Source organism: Shewanella sp. 125m-7 (assembly GCF_052977045.1).
In genome coordinates this window covers 19419-38632 of record NZ_JBRILQ010000045.1, presented here as the reverse complement: position 1 = coordinate 38632, position 19214 = coordinate 19419, and the positions used below count along the sequence as shown (strand labels likewise).

General features: G+C 45.3%; 17 protein-coding genes. 16 read left to right on the top strand and 1 reads right to left on the bottom strand.

Annotated features, from left to right (window positions below; genetic code table 11):
- Nucleotides 1–62: 62 nt before the first annotated feature.
- On the bottom strand, nucleotides 63–656 hold the full coding sequence (locus ACVBIL_RS17450) for a hypothetical protein (protein WP_447168225.1): 594 nt from the start codon (nucleotides 654–656) through the stop codon (nucleotides 63–65).
- A gap of 476 nt (nucleotides 657–1132) precedes the next feature.
- Here ACVBIL_RS17450 and ACVBIL_RS17445 point away from each other — a divergent pair, with 476 nt between their 5' ends.
- The 16 genes from ACVBIL_RS17445 to fliL all read left to right on the top strand — a co-directional run bounded on the left by ACVBIL_RS17445 (nucleotide 1133) and on the right by fliL (nucleotide 19172).
- Complete coding sequence (locus tag ACVBIL_RS17445) at nucleotides 1133–2518, top strand: flagellin (RefSeq protein ID WP_447168224.1); 1386 nt, start codon at nucleotides 1133–1135, stop codon at nucleotides 2516–2518.
- A 210-nt stretch (nucleotides 2519–2728) separates the two neighbouring features.
- Complete coding sequence (locus ACVBIL_RS17440) at nucleotides 2729–3205, top strand: flagellar protein FlaG (RefSeq protein ID WP_447168223.1); 477 nt, start codon at nucleotides 2729–2731, stop codon at nucleotides 3203–3205.
- A gap of 70 nt (nucleotides 3206–3275) precedes the next feature.
- Nucleotides 3276–4637: a flagellar filament capping protein FliD gene (fliD, locus tag ACVBIL_RS17435; RefSeq protein ID WP_447168222.1), complete on the top strand. Its 1362-nt coding sequence runs from the start codon at nucleotides 3276–3278 to the stop codon at nucleotides 4635–4637.
- 28 nt (nucleotides 4638–4665) lie between these two features.
- A complete protein-coding gene (locus ACVBIL_RS17430; RefSeq protein ID WP_447168221.1) occupies nucleotides 4666–5031 on the top strand; it encodes a flagella biosynthesis chaperone for FliD, FliT in 366 nt (121 codons plus the stop codon).
- A gap of 6 nt (nucleotides 5032–5037) precedes the next feature.
- Nucleotides 5038–5439: a flagellar export chaperone FliS gene (fliS, locus tag ACVBIL_RS17425; RefSeq protein ID WP_447168220.1), complete on the top strand. Its 402-nt coding sequence runs from the start codon at nucleotides 5038–5040 to the stop codon at nucleotides 5437–5439.
- A 284-nt stretch (nucleotides 5440–5723) separates the two neighbouring features.
- Nucleotides 5724–7157: a sigma-54 dependent transcriptional regulator gene (locus ACVBIL_RS17420; RefSeq protein ID WP_447168219.1), complete on the top strand. Its 1434-nt coding sequence runs from the start codon at nucleotides 5724–5726 to the stop codon at nucleotides 7155–7157.
- 927 nt (nucleotides 7158–8084) lie between these two features.
- Complete coding sequence (locus tag ACVBIL_RS17415) at nucleotides 8085–9191, top strand: sensor histidine kinase (RefSeq protein WP_447168218.1); 1107 nt, start codon at nucleotides 8085–8087, stop codon at nucleotides 9189–9191.
- Nucleotides 9184–10536 carry a sigma-54-dependent transcriptional regulator gene (locus ACVBIL_RS17410; protein WP_447168217.1) on the top strand — a complete coding sequence of 451 codons (1353 nt, stop codon included), beginning with the start codon at nucleotides 9184–9186 and terminating at the stop codon, nucleotides 10534–10536. The genes ACVBIL_RS17415 and ACVBIL_RS17410 overlap by 8 nt, the downstream gene beginning before the upstream one ends.
- 394 nt (nucleotides 10537–10930) lie before the next feature.
- Complete coding sequence (fliE, locus tag ACVBIL_RS17405; RefSeq protein WP_447168216.1) at nucleotides 10931–11263, top strand: flagellar hook-basal body complex protein FliE; 333 nt, start codon at nucleotides 10931–10933, stop codon at nucleotides 11261–11263.
- A gap of 41 nt (nucleotides 11264–11304) precedes the next feature.
- On the top strand, nucleotides 11305–13005 hold the full coding sequence (gene fliF, locus ACVBIL_RS17400) for a flagellar basal-body MS-ring/collar protein FliF (RefSeq protein WP_447168228.1): 1701 nt from the start codon (nucleotides 11305–11307) through the stop codon (nucleotides 13003–13005).
- Complete coding sequence (gene fliG / locus ACVBIL_RS17395; RefSeq protein ID WP_447168215.1) at nucleotides 12995–14041, top strand: flagellar motor switch protein FliG; 1047 nt, start codon at nucleotides 12995–12997, stop codon at nucleotides 14039–14041. Before fliF ends, fliG begins: the two co-directional genes overlap by 11 nt.
- The gene (fliH, locus tag ACVBIL_RS17390) at nucleotides 14041–14994 is read left to right on the top strand and encodes a flagellar assembly protein FliH (RefSeq protein WP_447168214.1); all 954 of its coding nucleotides are present in this window, start codon (nucleotides 14041–14043) and stop codon (nucleotides 14992–14994) included. The genes fliG and fliH overlap by 1 nt, the downstream gene beginning before the upstream one ends.
- Entirely contained in the window at nucleotides 14963–16303 is a 1341-nt protein-coding gene (gene fliI, locus ACVBIL_RS17385) for a flagellar protein export ATPase FliI (RefSeq protein WP_447168213.1), read from the top strand. Before fliH ends, fliI begins: the two co-directional genes overlap by 32 nt.
- A 45-nt stretch (nucleotides 16304–16348) precedes the next feature.
- Nucleotides 16349–16795 (top strand): flagellar export protein FliJ, encoded by a 447-nt coding sequence (gene fliJ, locus ACVBIL_RS17380; RefSeq protein WP_447168212.1) that lies wholly within the window; start codon nucleotides 16349–16351, stop codon nucleotides 16793–16795.
- Nucleotides 16796–17053: 258 nt separating this feature from the next.
- Complete coding sequence (locus ACVBIL_RS17375) at nucleotides 17054–18577, top strand: flagellar hook-length control protein FliK (protein ID WP_447168211.1); 1524 nt, start codon at nucleotides 17054–17056, stop codon at nucleotides 18575–18577.
- 76 nt (nucleotides 18578–18653) lie between these two features.
- Nucleotides 18654–19172 carry a flagellar basal body-associated protein FliL gene (gene fliL / locus ACVBIL_RS17370; RefSeq protein WP_447168210.1) on the top strand — a complete coding sequence of 173 codons (519 nt, stop codon included), beginning with the start codon at nucleotides 18654–18656 and terminating at the stop codon, nucleotides 19170–19172.
- Nucleotides 19173–19214: the final 42 nt, after the last annotated feature.

The window sequence follows — 19214 nt, the reverse complement described above, 5'->3', positions numbered from 1 at the left end:
AGCGCTCCGTGACCTCAGTGGTGAATAGCTTTTGGCTTTTGAACACAGAATTAAGCGCATTTTTACCACGAAGCGCTTCGCTTACACGGAGGGATACGGAGAAGTGCGTAGAGCAAAAGATTAGCGCTATTTTTAGTTGGTCTGGATGTTGCTTTTCTTCGTGTCGCGTAGCGCTCCGTGACCTCAGTGGTGAATAGCTTTTGGCTTTTGAACACAGAATTAAGCGCATTTTTACCACGAAGCGCTGCGCTTTCACGGAGGGACACGGAGAAGTGCAAAAGATAAAAGCGTTTGTTGATTGACTTCTTGCTGTTGCCTGTCTTGTTGTAGATAGTCTCCGTGTCGCGCAGCGCTCCATGCCCTCTGTGGTGCATTGCTTTGGCTTTTGAACTCTGAATTAAGCGCATTTTTACCACGGAGCGCTGCGCTTTCACGGAGGGCACGGAGAAGTGCGTAAAGCAAAAGATAAAAATGTTTGTTGATTTAGCTCTTGCAGTTGCCTTTCTTCGTGTCGCGTAGCGCTCCGTGTCCTCTGCGGTGTATAGCTTTGGCTTTTGATTACAAAGAGTTAACAGCGTTCTCACCACGAAGCGCTGCGCTTTCACAGAGGGCACGGAGAAGTGCATAGAGCAAAAGATTAAAACTACATTGTTCATTTTCTTGCTGTTATTTGTCTTGATGTTGACTTTCTCCGTGTCGCGTAGCGCTCCGTGTCCTCTGTGGTGAATAGCTTTGGCTTTTGATTGCTGAATTAGTAATTACTGAACTACGAGCTTAATTACCACGAAGCACTAGCCTTTGACTGTATAGCAGGGCAGAGCCCGCTCTCGCCGTGGCGGAGCCGCGTCCTAGCAGCGAAGCGCTCTAGCATACTCAGGATTTTCGGTGAGTGCAGTGTTCATCTTCACCTAAACCATCTCTGCTTTTGATTTCCTAGGTCCTAGAGCTTAGTACCTTGCATCCTCTTTTTTTATCCTCTCTTAAACCCAAAAAATCAAAAAGTGTAAAAAAAAGCCTAAAGCTTAAAAACAACTGGCCGTTATAGATACTGTAACCAAGATAATTCGCCTGACTTTAGAAAGACAGGCAACAACAATCAGTCTATCTAAAGTAAGGTAAGAGGGAATTAATAATGGCTATTTCAGTAAATACGAACGTGACTTCAATGCGAGCACAGGGCAACCTAAATAACGCAAACTCTAACGTACAAACTTCGATGGAGCGTTTGTCATCAGGGCTGCGTATTAACAGCGCTAAAGATGATGCTGCCGGTCTGCAGATCTCTAACCGTATGACCAGTCAGATCAATGGTATCGGTGTCGCCATGCGTAACGCCAACGACGGTATCTCTATTGCGCAAACCGCTGAAGGTTCAATGCAAGAATCGACTAATATCTTGCAGCGTATGCGTGACTTGTCTCTACAGTCAGCCAACGGTTCAAACTCAGCAGAAGACCGCGGTGCGATGCAAAAAGAGATTACTTCGCTTAATGCTGAATTAACCCGTATCTCAGAAACCACTTCTTTCGGTGGCCAGAAGTTACTCGATGGAAATTACGGAACCCAAGATTTTCAAGTTGGCTCAAATGCTAATGAAACAATTTCAATTTCATTATCAAATACATCAGCATCATCGTTAGGTCAAAACCAACTAAAAGGCGGGGGAACAGGTCTTGTACTTGGTGCCGCTACAGCTGTAGGTCTTCCTGCTGCTGCTACTGGTGTTGCTACTGGTGATATCAAAGTTAATGGTGATGCTATCACTGTCGCTGCTGATGCTACCTCGACTCAGATTGCTGACCAGATAAATGCCTTGGGTAATGGTGTGAAAGCTGAAACCTCTGTCACGGCGAAAGTTGGTGCGTTAACTGGTGCGACAGTCGATGCGGATCTCACTGTTGGCAATAAAACCTATGCAATGGCAGATTATGTTGGTAATGAAGATCAACTCGTCGAAGACTTAAAAGCTGATGGTTTTGAAGCTTCGAATGACAATGGTACTGTTAGCATAACCGCTAAAAACGTTGATCAAATAGCGATGGTTGGTGGCGCTGCCAACACTGCGGAATTAGATGGAACCGCGGCCGTTGCCACAGGTCTACGTCAATTGGCTACGCTGGAAATGACATCTCAAGATGCTATATCAGTCACTGGTGATGCGGGTACTGTTGCTGATGTTCTGGGCGTAAACGTCGCCTCAACTCTTGTAAGTGTTGAGGACTTGGATATTACGGATGCCGATGGTGCACAAAGTGCAATTGCTGTAATTGATGCCGCTATTGCGGGTATTGATTCGCAGCGTGCAGACTTAGGTGCGGTGCAAAACCGGATGAACTTTACCATCAACAACTTGAGCAATGTTCAGTCTAACGTATCTGATGCACGTAGCCGAATTCAAGATGTGGACTTTGCTAAAGAAACGGCCGAGTTAACTAAGCAGCAGATTCTGTCACAAACATCATCTGCGATGCTTGCCCAGGCTAACCAGTTACCACAAGCTGCATTGTCATTGTTATAAGACTATAAGTCAGAAACAAGTGATGATTAGGCTAACAGGTTTAGCTAATTAAATAATAAGGGGAGAGGCGGCAACGTCTCTCCCCTTGCTGTTTAAAATCAGTGATAACGGTACGCTTTTTAGTGTAAAAGTATAACGGCATATTGATTGAGAGACGATTAGCAACTTGTGCCTGATTCACTAAAAATGGATAACAACAGGAGTGGTGAAATGGAACTTAACATGACTGGTAGTCTTGCGCCTGTGTCAAATGATGGGGCTCAGGAACAAATTAAAAGCTTGAATCAAGCGCAGCAGCTAAAAACAGAGCCAACCTCTGAACAGAGCAAGCAGGTGATAGGTGCTAATAATGCAGGACAATTGCACGCTACTAACAACAGCAGCATGCTTGAAAAGAGTAATAAAGCAGATGAAAATGCTCAGCTTAACGAGCTTGAGCCTGTCAATCCGTCTCCTGAAGAGATGGAGGCGGTTGCAAGCAAATTATCTGACATGATGGCTATGCTGCGCAAGGGATTATCTTTTTCGGTCGATGATTCGCTCGGTAAGCAAGTGATCAGTGTACTTGATATCGATACGGGCGATCTGATCAGACAGATCCCCAATGAAGAAGCATTAGAGTTGGCCATTAAATTGCATGAAAAAATAGCTGAGATGGATGGCTTGTTGATGTCTACTCAGGTTTAATAGCACTATTAACGTTTAAGTCCAAATAAGTCAGTATTCATAGTTTAGTTTTAGTTAAGTTGAGGTTGTCATGGGATTAACATCGGTTGGTATTGGTTCTGGAATGGATATCAATGGCATTGTGTCGGCGTTAGTGGGTGTCGAAAATGATCCAAAGGTTGCCAAGTTTGATGCCAATGAAGGCAAGCTTAACGCGCAAATATCGGGTATGGGCTCACTAAAGAGTGCACTTACTGAGTTTCAAGATAGTCTTGAGAAGTTAACCGACCCCGATACCTTTATTGCACGCAAGGTTAAACTATCAAATAGTGATTTTATCAGTGCAACTGCCGATGAGACCGCCGTTTCAGGCAGCTATAAAATTGAAGTTGAGCAATTAGCTGAAAGTCAAAAAATTGGCTCGGCGGCGGTTGCTGATGCAACGGCAGCATTAGGTGAAGGCTCGTTAACTTTTGGTGTTGATGGCAAAGATTTTGTCGTTGCGGTCGAAGCGGGTGATTCACTCGAAACTGTGATGCAGAAAATCAACGATGCTGAAGACAACGTCGGCGTGACAGCCACCATTATTAATGGTGACAATGGCCCACAATTAGTCATGACCTCCGATGAAACTGGCACAGCCAATAACATAACCGTTACTGCGACCGATACCGATGGCGGCACAGGCTTGGCTGACACCTTCAGCATGACCGAGCTCAGTGCGGCTAAAGATGCGGTGCTTTATGTCGATGGTTTAAAAGTGACATCAGGCAGTAATGATGTCGAGAACGTCATTACCGGCGTCAGTTTAACCCTCAAAGCTGATGATATTGCTAAAAGCACCACGCTAACAATCTCTCCTGATACCGATTCAGTTAAAAGCAGTGTCGAAGGCTTTGTTGAGTCTTATAATGCGTTAATGGGCACAGTTTCAGAATTATCGGGTTACGATCCAGAAACTGAAACAGCCGGGATTTTGCAAGGTGATGCCATAGTGCGCAGCATTCAGAGTCAACTGCGGGGCGTATTGTCCAGTAGTTTCGATACCGCTGAGGGTGCGACCATGCTGGCCAATATTGGCGTGAAGACCACTCAGCAAGGCACGCTTGAGATAGACGAAAAAATATTAGATAACGCGCTCGACAATGATATGCCGCAAATTCGAGAGATGTTCAGTGCTGAAGAGACAGGACTTGCGGCAAGGCTCGATGGATTAGTCGAAACCTATGTGCAATCTGGCGGTACGATTGACAGCCGTGATGAAACCCTAGATAACCAAATATCACGCATTACCGATAGTCGCGAGCAATTAGCAATGAAAATGGCTGCATACGAAAAGCGACTCTTCGCTCAGTTTAATGCCATGGATTTAGTGGTTGCGAGTTTAAATCAACAGTCTAATGATCTGTTCTCAAGGCTTGATTCGTTACCCGGCATGGTGCCACAAAAATAGTTTTTCTAACCAAAGCGAGAGTCGCTAGATGTTAAATTCACAGATAAGCTCACATTTAAGCACTGAAACACGAGCCATCGAGTTAGCAAAACTGGATGATGCGTTATCGCAATTGTTAGATAGTTTGGAAAATACGCTGTTTGAAGATGACCAAAGTGACAGTTTGGTATCTAAATTGCAGGATACTATTGGTAGCCGTCAAACTTTGATTACTCAGTTAGTCAGCGATGAACAGCAGCTAGACAGATCTTACATACAAAAGCTCGCTGAGAGTAGTCAGGAATTTGGGTTAAGGGCACGTAACGTTCTTGCCGATCGGGAAGCTCTATTAGGGGTGCTCCGTAAGGGCAGACGACAAACCAATCTTTACAAGACAATAGGTTCAAATAGGTAGGTATTTATGAGAGGTTCGCTTCAATCATATCGTAAGGTCTCATTAGATAGCAGTATTGCTGTAGCTTCACCACACAAGGTCATCCAGATGATGTTTGCCGGAGCGTTAGAGCGCTTAGCTCAGGGACGTTATGCCATCGAACAGAATAACCTAGAACTAAAAGGTGTCAGTTTAGGCAAAGCGATAAGTATTGTCGCAGGGTTAAACAGCAGCTTGAATATGGAGGCTGAAGGTGACGTTGCTAGCAACCTAAGCGCTTTATATGATTTTATGATCCGTAGGATTTCTGAAGCCAATATCAATAACGACGTTAAAGCAATTGATGATGCAACGGATATTTTAAGGGTAATTAAAGAAGCTTGGGATACGATCCCGACAGAGCTGCATGAAGTATCTTCGCAAAACTAAATTATGTCGCTTAAAAAGGAGTGATTCGTCACTCCTTTTTTGTCATCCGTCAAAAATACGTCTAACTACTTATTGTAAAGTAGAAAATTCAACCTAAAACTTAGTCAGAACCTCATAAAACTCATCAGGGGCTTGCTAATGATGGGCTGATAATACACTATTCTATAAGCTGGTGAGTTCAAAAAATATTATTGGATAACAACTGGCTTGAATAATTAGCTTGATAAAAGCAACAAACACTAATAATTAATGCGCTAAAATATTTGAGCCCTATGGCCTTCGGAATGATGCAAACAGATCAACGAATTCTACTGGTCGGTAACCAGTCTGAGCGAATTAATCGCTTGTCATGTGTATTTGAATTTTTAGGTGAGCAAGTTGAGTTGATCGATTTCGATAAACTTGACGCATATACAAAACAAATGCGTTTTCGCGCGATTGTATTGCCATCTGAAAATAATACTAAAGAACTCATACAGTCTCTGGCTGGGGTGCTTCCGTGGCAGCCAATATTACTGCTTGGTGAAAAAGGCGATATTAAATCGTCTAATGTACTAGGCAGTATCGAAGAGCCATTAAACTACCCACAATTAACTGAATTACTGCATTTTTGTCAGGTTTATGGACAGGTTAAGCGTCCAGATACGCCGACGAGCGCAAATCAGACTAAGTTGTTTAGAAGCTTAGTCGGTCGCAGTGATGGCATTGCTAACGTTCGCCATCTAATTAATCAAGTTGCAGGCTCAGAGGCCACCGTTCTAGTACTTGGACAATCAGGTACGGGTAAAGAGGTTGTCGCTCGCAATATCCATTACATCTCAGATCGCCGTGATGGACCGTTTATCCCGGTCAATTGTGGTGCTATCCCAGCAGAGTTATTAGAAAGTGAACTCTTCGGCCACGAAAAAGGCTCATTTACTGGCGCGATCAGTGCACGTAAAGGGCGTTTCGAGCTAGCTGAAAAAGGCACGTTATTTCTAGACGAGATTGGTGATATGCCGTTGCAGATGCAGGTTAAACTGCTGCGAGTACTGCAAGAGCGTATGTTTGAGCGCGTAGGTGGCAGCAAGTCTATCGCTGCTGATGTTCGCGTTGTCGCTGCAACTCATAGAAACTTAGAAACTATGATTGAAGACGGCGGCTTTAGGGAAGATCTTTATTACAGGTTGAATGTTTTTCCTATTGAAATGCCAGCTTTGTGTGAGCGAAAAGAAGATATTCCACTCTTGTTACAAGAGCTAGTGAGTCGTGTTTATAACGAAGGTCGTGGTCGAGTTCGATTCACCCAACGTGCGATAGAATCATTAAAAGAACATGCTTGGTCCGGTAACGTTCGTGAACTGTCGAACCTAGTTGAGCGTTTAACTATCCTCTATCCAGGCGGATTAGTTGATGTGAATGACTTACCGATTAAGTATCGTCATATTGATGTGCCAGAGTATTGCGTAGAGATCAGTGAAGAGCAGCTTGAGCGTGATGCCTTAGCCTCAATCTTTAATGATGAAGAGCCTATCGAAATACCAGAAACCCGCTTCCCAAGCGAATTACCGCCGGAAGGAGTAAACCTTAAAGACTTACTCGCAGAGCTTGAAATCGATATGATTAAGCAAGCGCTGGATCAACAAGACAACGTCGTTGCCCGCGCAGCAGAAATGCTCGGTATTCGTCGTACTACCTTAGTTGAAAAAATGCGTAAATACGGCATGGGTAAAGATTGATAAAAGCCGGTTTAAGCTAAGACGAACGCTTCGCTCACGGAAGACGGAACGTTCGCAGGCTTACTCACAGAACGCTGCGCTGACTGTTAAAGCTAAGAAGTTACTAGGGCGTTCGCAGGCTCACTTCGAGGACGGACTTCGTCCTGCTAGAGCGCCTCGCTTCTAGGAAAAACACAAGCAAAGACGGTTTAAGCTAAGATGGTTTGAATCAAAGTGAACTTTCGATATTTACCTACTTTCTTGAATAAGCCAGAAGATGAGTCTTCTGGCTTTTTTATTGCCTTTTGCTTTCCGGCTCTTCATTTTTCCGTAAGCGAAGCGTTCCGTAGTGGCATTCAATTTAATCAAGCTACCACGTGCCGTGAGGCCAGAGGCCGTTCGTCTCTGCATGCCCGTCTCAGCCTTAACCTGCTTTCCTAGAACCTAGAACCTTCTTTCATTGTAGGTCGGCATTTATGCCATCATTTTACTCTTTTAAGGCATTTCCGTAAGCGAAGCGTTCCGTAGTGATATTCAATTAAATCAAGCCGCAACGTGCAGTGAGGCCAGAGGCCGTTCGTCTCAGCATGCCCGTCTCAGCTTTAACCTAGAACCTGCTTTCCCTAGCGCCTAGAACCTTCTTTTATCGTAGGTCGGCATTTATGCCGTCGTTTTACTCTTTTAAGGCATTTCCGTAAGCGAAGCGTTCCGTAGTGATATTCAATTAAATCAAGCTGTCACGTGCCGTGAGGCCTGAGGCCGTTCGTCTCTGCATGCCCGTCTCAGCTTTAACCTAGAACCTAGAAGTCACGAAGTGACGCTCTCGCAGTGACATTCAATTAAAGTCAATAGTCACGTCCTCGTAGCGCAGCGTCCATCTTAGCTTTAAACAACTGGCATAATTCCTGCTTTAACCCATTCAAATGCAGTTTTTTTGACGGGGTTACCATGTCAGCTATTCCACAGCCACAACTCGATGTTACGGATGCTATTAGTGCCAGTGCGACAAAGCGCCCATTGCTAGTGGATGTACAGCAAGCCGCGAATATGTCTAATCGTATGGATCATATTCTGCAGGCTATGCCCTCTGGTGTGGTGATTATTAATGGTGATGGCATTGTTACCGATGCGAACCCTGTCGCCGTTGAACTGCTCGGTAATCCACTAGAAGGCTCTCGCTGGCTGCAAATTATTAACCGCGCATTCTCACCACAAGATGATGATGGTCATGAGGTCTCACTGCGTAATGGGCGCCGAGTTAAACTCGCGATTACGCCGTTAACGCCAGAGCCGGGCCAACTTATTGTATTAACCGATCTAACTGAAACTCGATTGTTACAAAAGAACCTATCACACCTGCAGAGACTCTCTGCATTAGGCAAAATGGTGGCAACACTCGCTCACCAAGTGAGAACGCCGCTAAGTGCTGCGTTGTTATATGCTTCAAATCTGGCTAGTCCTAGAATATCGGATGATGCTAGAAAGCGCTTTCAAGGCAAGCTCGTCGATAGACTCAACGAGCTAGAGCATCAAGTCAACGATATGCTGTTAATGGCTAAGGGGCGTCAGCAAGAACTCGATAGCATTATTGTTATTGATGAAGTGGTCGATAATGTACTGAGTAATTGTCAGCCCATCGCTGAGCAAAATGGCTGTAAATTGGTTTTTAATAACGAGTCAAAGCAAAAGATTAGATCCAATGATGCCGCTTTGTGTTCAGCGATAAATAATTTAGTGATGAACAGTATCGAAGCTGGCGCGAACCAAATCACGCTACATGCATATGATACACAAACTGCACTGCACTTAGATGTTATTGACAACGGCAAAGGGCTCGATGCCGCTATGCAGCATAAAGTGCTTGAACCTTTTTTTACCACTAAGTCTCAAGGTACGGGCTTAGGCTTGGCTGTTGTGCAGTCGGTCGTGAATAATCACGGTGGAAAAATGCAATTTAGTTGTCATCCAGGCCAAGGTTGCACCGCATCATTGAAGTTCCCATTGATTTCGAAAATTAACAGTGAAGAAATGCTAGGAGATGTTAAGCATGTCTGAAGGTAAACTTTTACTGGTAGAAGATGATGCATCACTGCGTGAAGCATTGCTCGATACCTTGATGTTAGCTCATTACGACTGTGTTGACGTAGGCTCAGCCGAAGAAGCTATTTTGACATTGAAAAGCCAACGCTTTGATATGGTGATAAGTGACGTACAGATGGACGGTGTTGGCGGCATTGGTCTGCTTAATTACTTGCAGCAGCACCATCCTAAAGTGCCGGTATTGTTGATGACAGCCTACGCGACTATCGATAATGCGGTTAATGCGATGAAGCTTGGTGCGGTGGATTATTTATCAAAGCCGTTCTCTGCCGAAGTGTTAGTCAATCAAGTTTCTCGCTATATGCCGGTCAAATCGACAGCAGGCACGCCGATTGTAGCCGATGAAAAAAGCTTAGCATTGCTCGCTTTAGCGCAGCGAGTCGCAGCGTCAGATGCATCCGTGATGATAATGGGGCCAAGCGGTAGTGGTAAAGAGGTGCTTGCTCGTTATATACATCAAAATAGTCAGCGTGCTACCGAGCCATTTGTGGCTATTAACTGCGCCGCCATTCCTGAAAATATGCTAGAAGCCACCTTGTTTGGCTATGAAAAAGGCGCGTTCACCGGCGCGTATCAGGCATGTCCAGGTAAGTTTGAACAAGCACAAGGTGGTACCTTACTGCTTGATGAAATTTCCGAAATGGAAGTCGGGCTGCAAGCTAAATTACTACGAGTATTGCAAGAGCGAGAAGTCGAGCGTTTAGGTGGCCGTAAAACCATTAAACTTAATGTTCGAGTGTTGGCGACGTCTAACCGTGATTTAAAAGCTATGGCGACATCGGGCGAGTTTAGAGAAGATCTTTATTATCGTATTAATGTGTTTCCATTGACTTGGCCTTCGCTGAATCAGCGTCCTGCCGATATTTTACCCTTGGCAAGGCACTTGATACAGCGTCATGCATTGATAGCTAATCGCAGTGAGTTGCCACAATTGAGTGAGTGCGCTTCACGCCGATTATTAACTTATCGTTGGCCTGGTAACGTTCGCGAATTAGATAACGTGGTTCAAAGAGCGTTGATCTTGTGCGCGTCTAATGAAATTACCGCCGCAGACATCATTATCGATTCTTTGGAGTTAGATTTTAGTACTGAGCTAGCCCCCAAGCCTGACGATAAACCTGTTGAACTTGACGGTTTAGGGGATGAGTTAAAAGCCCAGGAGCATGTGATTATTCTAGAAACCTTGACACAGTGTAACGGCAGCCGAAAATTGGTTGCAGAAAAGCTCGGGATCAGTGCCAGAACCCTGCGTTATAAAATGGCCAAAATGCGCGACTCAGGCATTCAAATTCCTGCTTAAATGGATCTAGGACCTAGGACCTAGAACGTTCGCAGGCTCACTCACAGGACGCTTCGCTACTAGGTCCTAGGAAAATCGCAAGAAAAGTCAAAAGCTTTCATTGGTTTTATTTATGCAATTGCTTTGATCTTTATGCTTTCCTAGAACCTAGAACCTTCTTTTATCGTAGGTCGGCATTTATGCCGTCGCTTTAATCTTTTAACGCTTTTCCGTAAGCGAAGCGTTCCGTAGTGACATTCAATTACATCAAACAGTCACGTGCTGTAAGGCCGCAGGCCGTTCGTCTCATCTTTCCCGTCTTAGCTATTCCCCCTTCTTTTGACAAACTGGCAAGCTATTTGCTTTATCTAGCTATATCAACATTTTCGTCAACAAAACGACATCGGAGCTAAGTATGCAAATTGGTGCTAATTCATTACTACAAGAGATGCAGTCACTTAATGGTCAAATTGGTACTTCAAGTATTCAGACGGGCATCGCTCGCCAAGTGCAGAATACTTCGAGTAGCGATTTTGGTCAGCTACTGTCGCAAGCTGTTGGAAATGTAAGCGAACTTCAATCAAATGCTGCTAATCTCGCCACTCGACTCGATATGGGAGATACCACAGTGACATTATCTGATACCGTGATCGCCCGAGAGAAATCAAGCGTTGCTTTTGAAGCAACCGTGCAAGTGCGCAATAAGCTCGTAGAAGCTTATAAAGAAATTATGAGTATGCCCGTTTAGGCCTTTTACAGTAAAAACAGGGTGCAATAGTGAGTACAGAAATGGTCGTAGGTACAGGTTCAGGTTTAGCAACCAACCCACAAACATCAGGCGTTCAGGAAGAACATAAGCCGGGTTTAATGGGGTCGTTAGGTGGCGTTGATATGTTACGTCAAGTGACAATGATTTTGGCGCTTGCTATCTGTTTAGCCTTAGCTGTGTTTGTGATGATCTGGGCGCAAGAACCTGAATATCGTCCATTGGGCCAAATGAGCACTGCCGAAATGGTGCAGGTGTTAGATGTTCTCGATAAAAACCAGATTAAATATGAAATCCAAGGCGACGTAGTTAAAATTCCCGAAGACAAATATCAAGATGTAAAAATGTTGATGAGCCGTGAAGGGCTCGATAATGCAGAAGCTAATAACGATTTTCTAAATAAAGACAGTGGTTTTGGTGTGAGCCAGCGTATGGAACAAGCGCGCTTAAAGCACAGCCAGGAACAAAACCTTGCCCGCGCCATCGAAGAATTAAGAAGTGTCACTCGCGCGAAAGTCATTTTAGCCTTACCAAAAGAAAATGTATTTGCTAGAAACCGCTCTAAGCCAAGTGCAACCGTTGTGGTAAGTACTAGACGCAGCGGTTTAGGCCAAGAAGAGGTCGACTCAATTGTCGATATCGTGGCGTCTGCTGTCCATAACCTTGAACCCAATAAAGTTACCGTTACCGACTCTAATGGCCGCCTATTAAATTCAGGTAGCCAAGATGGCGTATCGGCAATTGCGCGACGTGAGCTTGAAATCGTCCAGCAAAAAGAGTCGGAGTACCGTCATAAAGTCGAATCGATTTTAATGCCAATCTTAGGGCCTGAGAATTTCACCTCTCAAGTCGATGTCAGTATGGATTTTACCGCAGTTGAACAAACCGCTAAGCGTTATAATCCGGATTTACCTGCGTTAAGAAGCGAGATGGTTGTTGAGAATAACTCCAATGGTGGTACCACTGGTGGGATCCCTGGCGCGTTATCAAATCAGCCACCAATGGCATCAGATATTCCTCAAGAAGTGAAAGCTACTGAAGTCGCAACACAAAATTCTGGCAGTTCTCATAAAGAATCGACTCGTAATTTCGAGCTTGATACCACTATCAGTCATACTCGCCAACAAATTGGCACTCTGCAGCGAGTCAGTGTTTCGGTTGCCGTCGATTTTAAAAATGCCCCGATGGCAGAAGATGGCAGTGTGAATCGCGTGCCAAGAACGGAGCAAGAGCTTGCCAATATCCGCCGCTTACTAGAAGGTGCGGTTGGTTTTAATACCCAACGCGGCGATATTATCGAAGTGGTTACTGTGCCATTTATGGATCAACTGATTGAGGCCGCGCCAGCACCAGAGATATGGGAAGAACCTTGGTTTTGGCGCGCCGTTAAGTTAGTGCTAGGCGCCATCGTTATTTTGGTATTGATTCTTGCCGTCGTGCGTCCAATGCTGAAAAAACTGGTATACCCTGATAGCGTTCAAATGCCTGAAGAGCAGCAACTGGGTGGCGACTTGGCTGAAATTGAAGATCAATATGCCGCTGACACCTTGGGTATGTTGCAGCGCCCAGAGGCTGAGTACAGTTATGCGGATGACGGCTCAATTCAAATCCCTAATTTGCACAAAGACGATGATATGATAAAAGCGATCCGCGCACTGGTGGCTAACGAGCCTGAACTATCGACACAAGTTGTGAAAAACTGGTTACTTGAAGATGACAAATGATATTAGTGTAGAAGCGAAAACTGCGCCAGGCTTTAAGCCCAGTGATTTGAGTGGCATCGAAAAGACGGCCATTTTATTGTTAAGTTTGAGCGAAGGTGATGCAGCATCGATTTTGAAGCATTTAGAGCCAAAGCAAGTGCAAAAAGTCGGCATGGCAATGGCGGCGATGCAAGACTTTGGCCAAGAGAAAGTTATTGGTGTTCACAAACTGTTTTTAGATGATATTCAAAAGTATTCATCGATTGGCTTTAACAGCGAAGAGTTCGTGCGTAAGGCATTAACTGCGGCGTTAGGTGAAGACAAGGCGGGCAACTTAATCGAACAGATTATTATGGGCAGCGGCGCCAAAGGTCTTGATTCGCTTAAGTGGATGGATGCGCGCCAAGTGGCAACGATTATTCAAAACGAGCATCCGCAAATTCAAACTATTGTCTTGTCTTATCTTGAGCCCGACCAAGCAGCTGAAATTTTTGCTCAGTTCCCTGAAAATACCCGTTTAGATTTGATGATGCGTATCGCGAACCTTGAAGAAGTACAGCCTGCTGCACTGCAAGAGCTTAACGACATCATGGAGAAACAGTTTGCTGGTCAAGGTGGCGCACAGGCAGCCAAAATGGGCGGCTTGAAAGCGGCTGCTAATATCATGAACTACCTCGATACCGGGGTTGAAAGTCACTTGATGGAAACCATGCGTGAGTCAGATGAAGAGATGGCGCAGCAGATCCAAGACTTAATGTTTGTATTTGAAAACTTGAGTGAAGTTGATGACATGGGCATTCAAGTCTTGCTGCGTGAAGTGCAGCAGGACGTGCTGATGAAAGCACTTAAAGGTGCCGATGAACAGCTAAAAGATAAGTTACTGAGTAATATGTCTAAGCGTGCAGCAGAGCTATTAAGAGACGACTTAGAGGCCATGGGCCCAATTAGAATTAGTGAAGTTGAAGTCGCTCAAAAAGAGATCCTATCTATTGCTCGTCGTTTGAGTGATAGCGGCGAAATCATGCTAGGCGGCGGAGGCGGTGACGAGTTTCTATAATGACTGAACCTAAAGAGCCCCAAGGCGCTAGTGTTAATACCAGTGATGAGTTTTCTCATTGGGATTTACCCGATATTAGCCAAGATATTAGCCCCTCTGCGTTGAATATGTTTGGCCGAAACAGCCTGCAGACGACGGTTGAAGACGCCATTGAAGATGAGATGATTTTACCGCCAACCTTAAGTGAAATTGAGGATATCCGAGCTCACGCTGAACAAGAAGGTTTCGCCGAGGGCCAAGATAAAGGCTTGCGTGAAGGGCGTGAAAAAGGGCGTTTAGAGGGATTAGAGCAGGGCCATACTGAAGGCTACTCTCAAGGGCAACAACAAGGCCATGAAGAAGGTCTCAAAACGGCGGCAGAAATGCTGCAGCGTTTCGAAAATTTGCTCAGTCAGTTTGAGGCTCCACTCGCCATTTTAGATACCGAAATAGAGAAAGAGCTACTCGCCACATCGATGACGCTGGCAAAGACGGTCATCGCACACGAGCTGAAAACCTATCCAGAGCATATTTTATCGGCGCTACGCCAAGGTATTGATTCTTTGCCGATAAAGGAGCAAAAAGTCAAAATTCGTGTAACGCCAAGCGATGAAGCTTTGATTTCTGAACTTTATTCCCAGAGCCAGTTAGAACGAAATCGCTGGGAAATCGAAGCCGATCCTAGTTTGACGCCAGGCGATTGCATTATCGACAGTGGCCGTAGTCATATCGATATGACCGTTGAAACCCGTATGCAACATGTGTTCACAGAACTCGATAAGCACCAACAAGATCTTATGCAGTCAAAAGAGCAGCAAGAAGAAGCGTTACTAACACAAAGACAGGCCCAAGCCCAACAGCATGCTGCGACAATAGAGCCAACAGCTGACGCAGTAGATAATCAACAAGCCACAGCATCTTTAAATGCAAACGAAGGTGAACATGCCGACTCGTCAGCACCAACTGCGCAATAAACTGGCTCAGCACCAGAAAAAAATTCATCCCTTTGTGGTTGAAGCCAGTGGCCAGCTAGTGCGAGTGGTCGGGCTAACGCTCGAAGCGACAGGGTGTCGCGCCGCGGTCGGTAGCCTGTGTGCTATTGAAACCATGGCAGGTGATTTGATTGCCGAGGTCATAGGGTTTGACGACCAATTGTTATACCTTATGCCAATTGAAGAGCTGCGTGGCGTGTTGCCTGGCGCCAAAGTGACCCCGCTTGGTGAGCAATCAGGTTTAAGTGTCGGTTTATCCTTGCTTGGTCGTGTACTCGATGGCAGCGGTCAACCTATTGACGGCTTGGGCAACTTAAAAACAGATCAAAAAGCCTCGAGTCATTCGCCGGCGATTAATCCTCTAGCAAGGCGTGCCATTAGTGAGCCACTAGATGTTGGGGTGAGAGCCATCAACTCAATGCTGACAGTGGGTAAAGGCCAACGTATGGGGTTATTTGCAGGCTCTGGTGTGGGTAAAAGTGTGTTACTTGGAATGATGACTCGCGGAACGACGGCGGACATTATTGTTGTGGGGCTCGTGGGTGAACGTGGCCGCGAAGTGAAAGAATTTATTGAAGAGATTTTAGGCCCTGAGGGCCGTGCACGATCGGTTGTGGTGGCAGCGCCTGCCGATACTTCACCGCTCATGCGTCTTCGTGCGTGTGAAACCTCGACTCGAATCGCCGAGTATTTTCGCGACTTGGGCTACAGTGTGTTATTGCTCATGGATAGTTTAACCCGTTATGCACAAGCGCAGCGTGAAATCGCGCTTGCTGTAGGTGAGCCGCCAGCGACCAAAGGTTATCCACCCTCTGTGTTTGCTAAGTTACCTAGATTGGTAGAACGTGCGGGTAATGGCGGTGGTCAACAAGGTTCGATTACTGCGTTTTATACCGTATTAACTGAAGGCGATGACTTACAAGATCCCATTGCCGATGCCTCAAGGGCGATCCTCGATGGCCATATCGTATTGTCTCGAAGCTTAGCCGACTCAGGGCACTATCCTGCTATCGATATCGAAGCATCAATTAGTCGTGTTGCGCCTATGGTGATAAGCCCTGAACATCTAGAGGCCATGCGTAAAGTTAAACAGGTATATTCACTTTACCAGCAAAATAAAGACCTGATCTCCATTGGCGCTTACAGTCAAGGAAGCGATCCTCGCATCGATAACGCGATTCGCTTGCAGCCTGCGATGAACGCTTTTTTAAGGCAAACCATGAAGGACTCGATAACGTTCGACAGTAGCACCTTGATGCTAAGCCAATTGGGGGCGCAATGTCAGGTGTAACTCGCTATTTGCTGCAGGATGAAACACGCTTAGGTAGTTGTTATTATGGCTAAACCCGATCCGCTACACATGGTGCTTAAGCTGACAAAAGATGCGGAGGAGCAAGCTTCACTGCAGCTTCGTTCGGCGCAGCTTGAGTTACAAAGACGTCAAAACCAACTGCAAGCGCTGCAAAATTATCGTCTCGATTATATGAAACAGATGGAGCAACAGCAGGGACAAAGCATTAGCGCGAGTCACTATCATCAGTTTCATCAGTTTGTACGCCAAGTTGACGCCGCCATCGTGCAGCAGGTCAATACGGTAAAAGAGGCTGATAATCAAAGGCAACACCGGCAGATGAACTGGCAAGAAAGGCAGCAAAAGCGTAAAGCTGTTGAGCTGTTACTCGCCAATAAAGCCGACAAAGCCAAGCTTGCGGAGTTGCGCAGCGAACAAAAAATGGTGGACGAATTCGCCTCACAACAGTTCTATCGTAAGCGGCAACGCTAAGCTGCTCATTTCACTGCCCCATACAGGAAAAGTAATTCTAAATATCGGCTTATCGTCGCTGTTAGTTTCCGTTTTTGGATGATAAAGCTCTTTTAAGACTTGCTTTAACGACTGCAGTTCTCGGCGCTTATAAAGATTAAGTGATGTTTAGTTTTGGCATTATTTTTGCTTTCTATTGTATTGACTGTCCAAGTTAAGCCGATATTTTGACATTTTCCTGATAAATCGGTTTGATGAGTTAATGCTGATGGAGATGCAATGCAGCAAATGAACAATGTTTTACTCAGTAGCCCTGAACCCAGTAGTAAGGCTGCTGATAACCACAGCAAGCTTGCACAGCCTAAGATAAATTCTGAGGGTGATAGCTTTGCTGCTGCACTGGAAAAAGCAGCTTTGCAGCGACAGGAAAGGCTTGAACAAGCAGCCTCTAAATCTGCTTCCGAGCCCAAAAATCCAGGCTCAAATACAACGAATAAAGCGCTAAATACACAGTCAACAGCCGAAAAAGAGCTTGCCGCTGCGGACAAGGCAGTAAATCAAGCTAATACAGAAGGCAAGCTTGAAGCCGCTGACGATGTTAGCCAAGTGTTTGCTCAGATAAATCTTGCAAATAATTTTGGCAGTGACAATCAGCTTGCCGCCAACGGCGAAGATTTGCCGTTAGAGTCAGCGATACAAGCGTCAGAGATTCAAGAGTCAGAGATTCAAGCGACTGACGCGAGTCAACTTGACGCCAGTGAATTATCTGCTGAAGCCTTGATGGCCTTGAGCCAACAATCAGGCTTGTCAGAGCAAGAGCTAAGTATGCTTTCTACTGCTGAATTAAAAAATCTATTGCAGCAAAGCCAAATGCTTGATGCTAATGGTGAATTAAAAGCTGAATTTGCAGCCGTTCATGTTAACGCTGGCACCGCGAACAATTTAGTGAACAAGGATCTTGATAGTTCTTCTACTAACAAGAGCGGAGTGACAGATAACCCCCTCCAAGCGAATGCCATTATTGATCCTAAGGCGAATGAGACTCGTGATATTTTTGGTAAAGAGCTTAGTGGCATATCTCAGAGTTCAGATGCTCAGCAGCTTAAGTCGACTAAAAATACAGATGAGAATCTGCAACTAAACGCTAATCAACAGGCTTCGACCGAGCAGCTTAAATCTGCAGAGCTATCTGTGCGAATGCTATCGTCTCAAGCGGGGCTGGAGTCGAGCTTAACGAACGTTGACTCTAACCTTGACGGCACAACAGAGCCTAAGGCGTTTACCGGATTGCAAGCTCAGGCATTACAGCAGCAATCAGGCCTTACTCGTCAAGAGCTGCCTCAGTTTCAACTCGCCTTGAAGCAAGTTGGTGAGCAGACGCCGTCGATGCAGCAGATGATCCAACGCTTTTCTCCAATGATGAATCAGCAATTGATCACTATGGTCAGTAACGGCGTGCAGCATGCTGAAATTCGTTTAGATCCGCCAGAACTGGGTCAAATGATGGTACGTATTCAAGTGCAAGGTGACACGACTCAAGTGCAGTTTCACGTGAGTCAGCATCAAACTCGAGAGCTTGTCGAGCAAGCCATGCCAAGATTACGCGAAATGTTGGCAGAACAAGGCATGCAGTTAACTGATGGTCAAGTATCGCAAGGTGGTCGGAATGCCGACGGTGAGCAGGGGAATGGCCACGGTAGTGCTCATGGCGCGGTTGAAACGGATGATATTTCAGCAGAAGAGTTGCATACAAGGTCAAATCTATCAACAAGTTCGGCTTCAGGTATAGATTATTATGCGTAAGCAGGTACTCTATAGCGGCTTAGGAATATAGATAAAGAGTGATGACCTCGCTCTGCACTCCAGTTAGGGAAGAAAAATGGCAGAAGAAGCAACATTAGAGCTAGAAGATAGCGCCGCACCACAAAGTAAAAAGAAACTTATTTTATTCGGTGCGATCGCTGTGGTGCTTATTAGCGTCATAGCGATCACGGCGTGGATGTTATTGCGCTCAGATGATGTTGCAGAGGTTGCCAGTGCGGGTGAAACTGTTACAGCAGAATCCGCATTACGTTCTGGTGAAGCTTTTTACGCAGCCATGCCGAGACCATTTTTGTTTAATTTGCCAGATAACGGCCGCACTCGTTTAGTTGAAATTAAAGTACAGCTAATGGTACGTGGTAACGATGATGACACGCTGATTAAGAAACATATTCCACTAATTGAAGACGCATTACTAACGACATTTAGTGGTGCAGATATCCAGAAGTTAAGCTCTCCTGCAGGCAAAGATGAATTACGTCTGTTGGCACTGAGAAATGTACAAAATACCCTACAACCTGTTACTGGGCGCACAGTGGTAGAAAAGATATTATTTACCGGGTTTGTCATGCAATAAATTGCGTGAAAAAACTGATTATTTTTTATAAGCAAAGGCGAT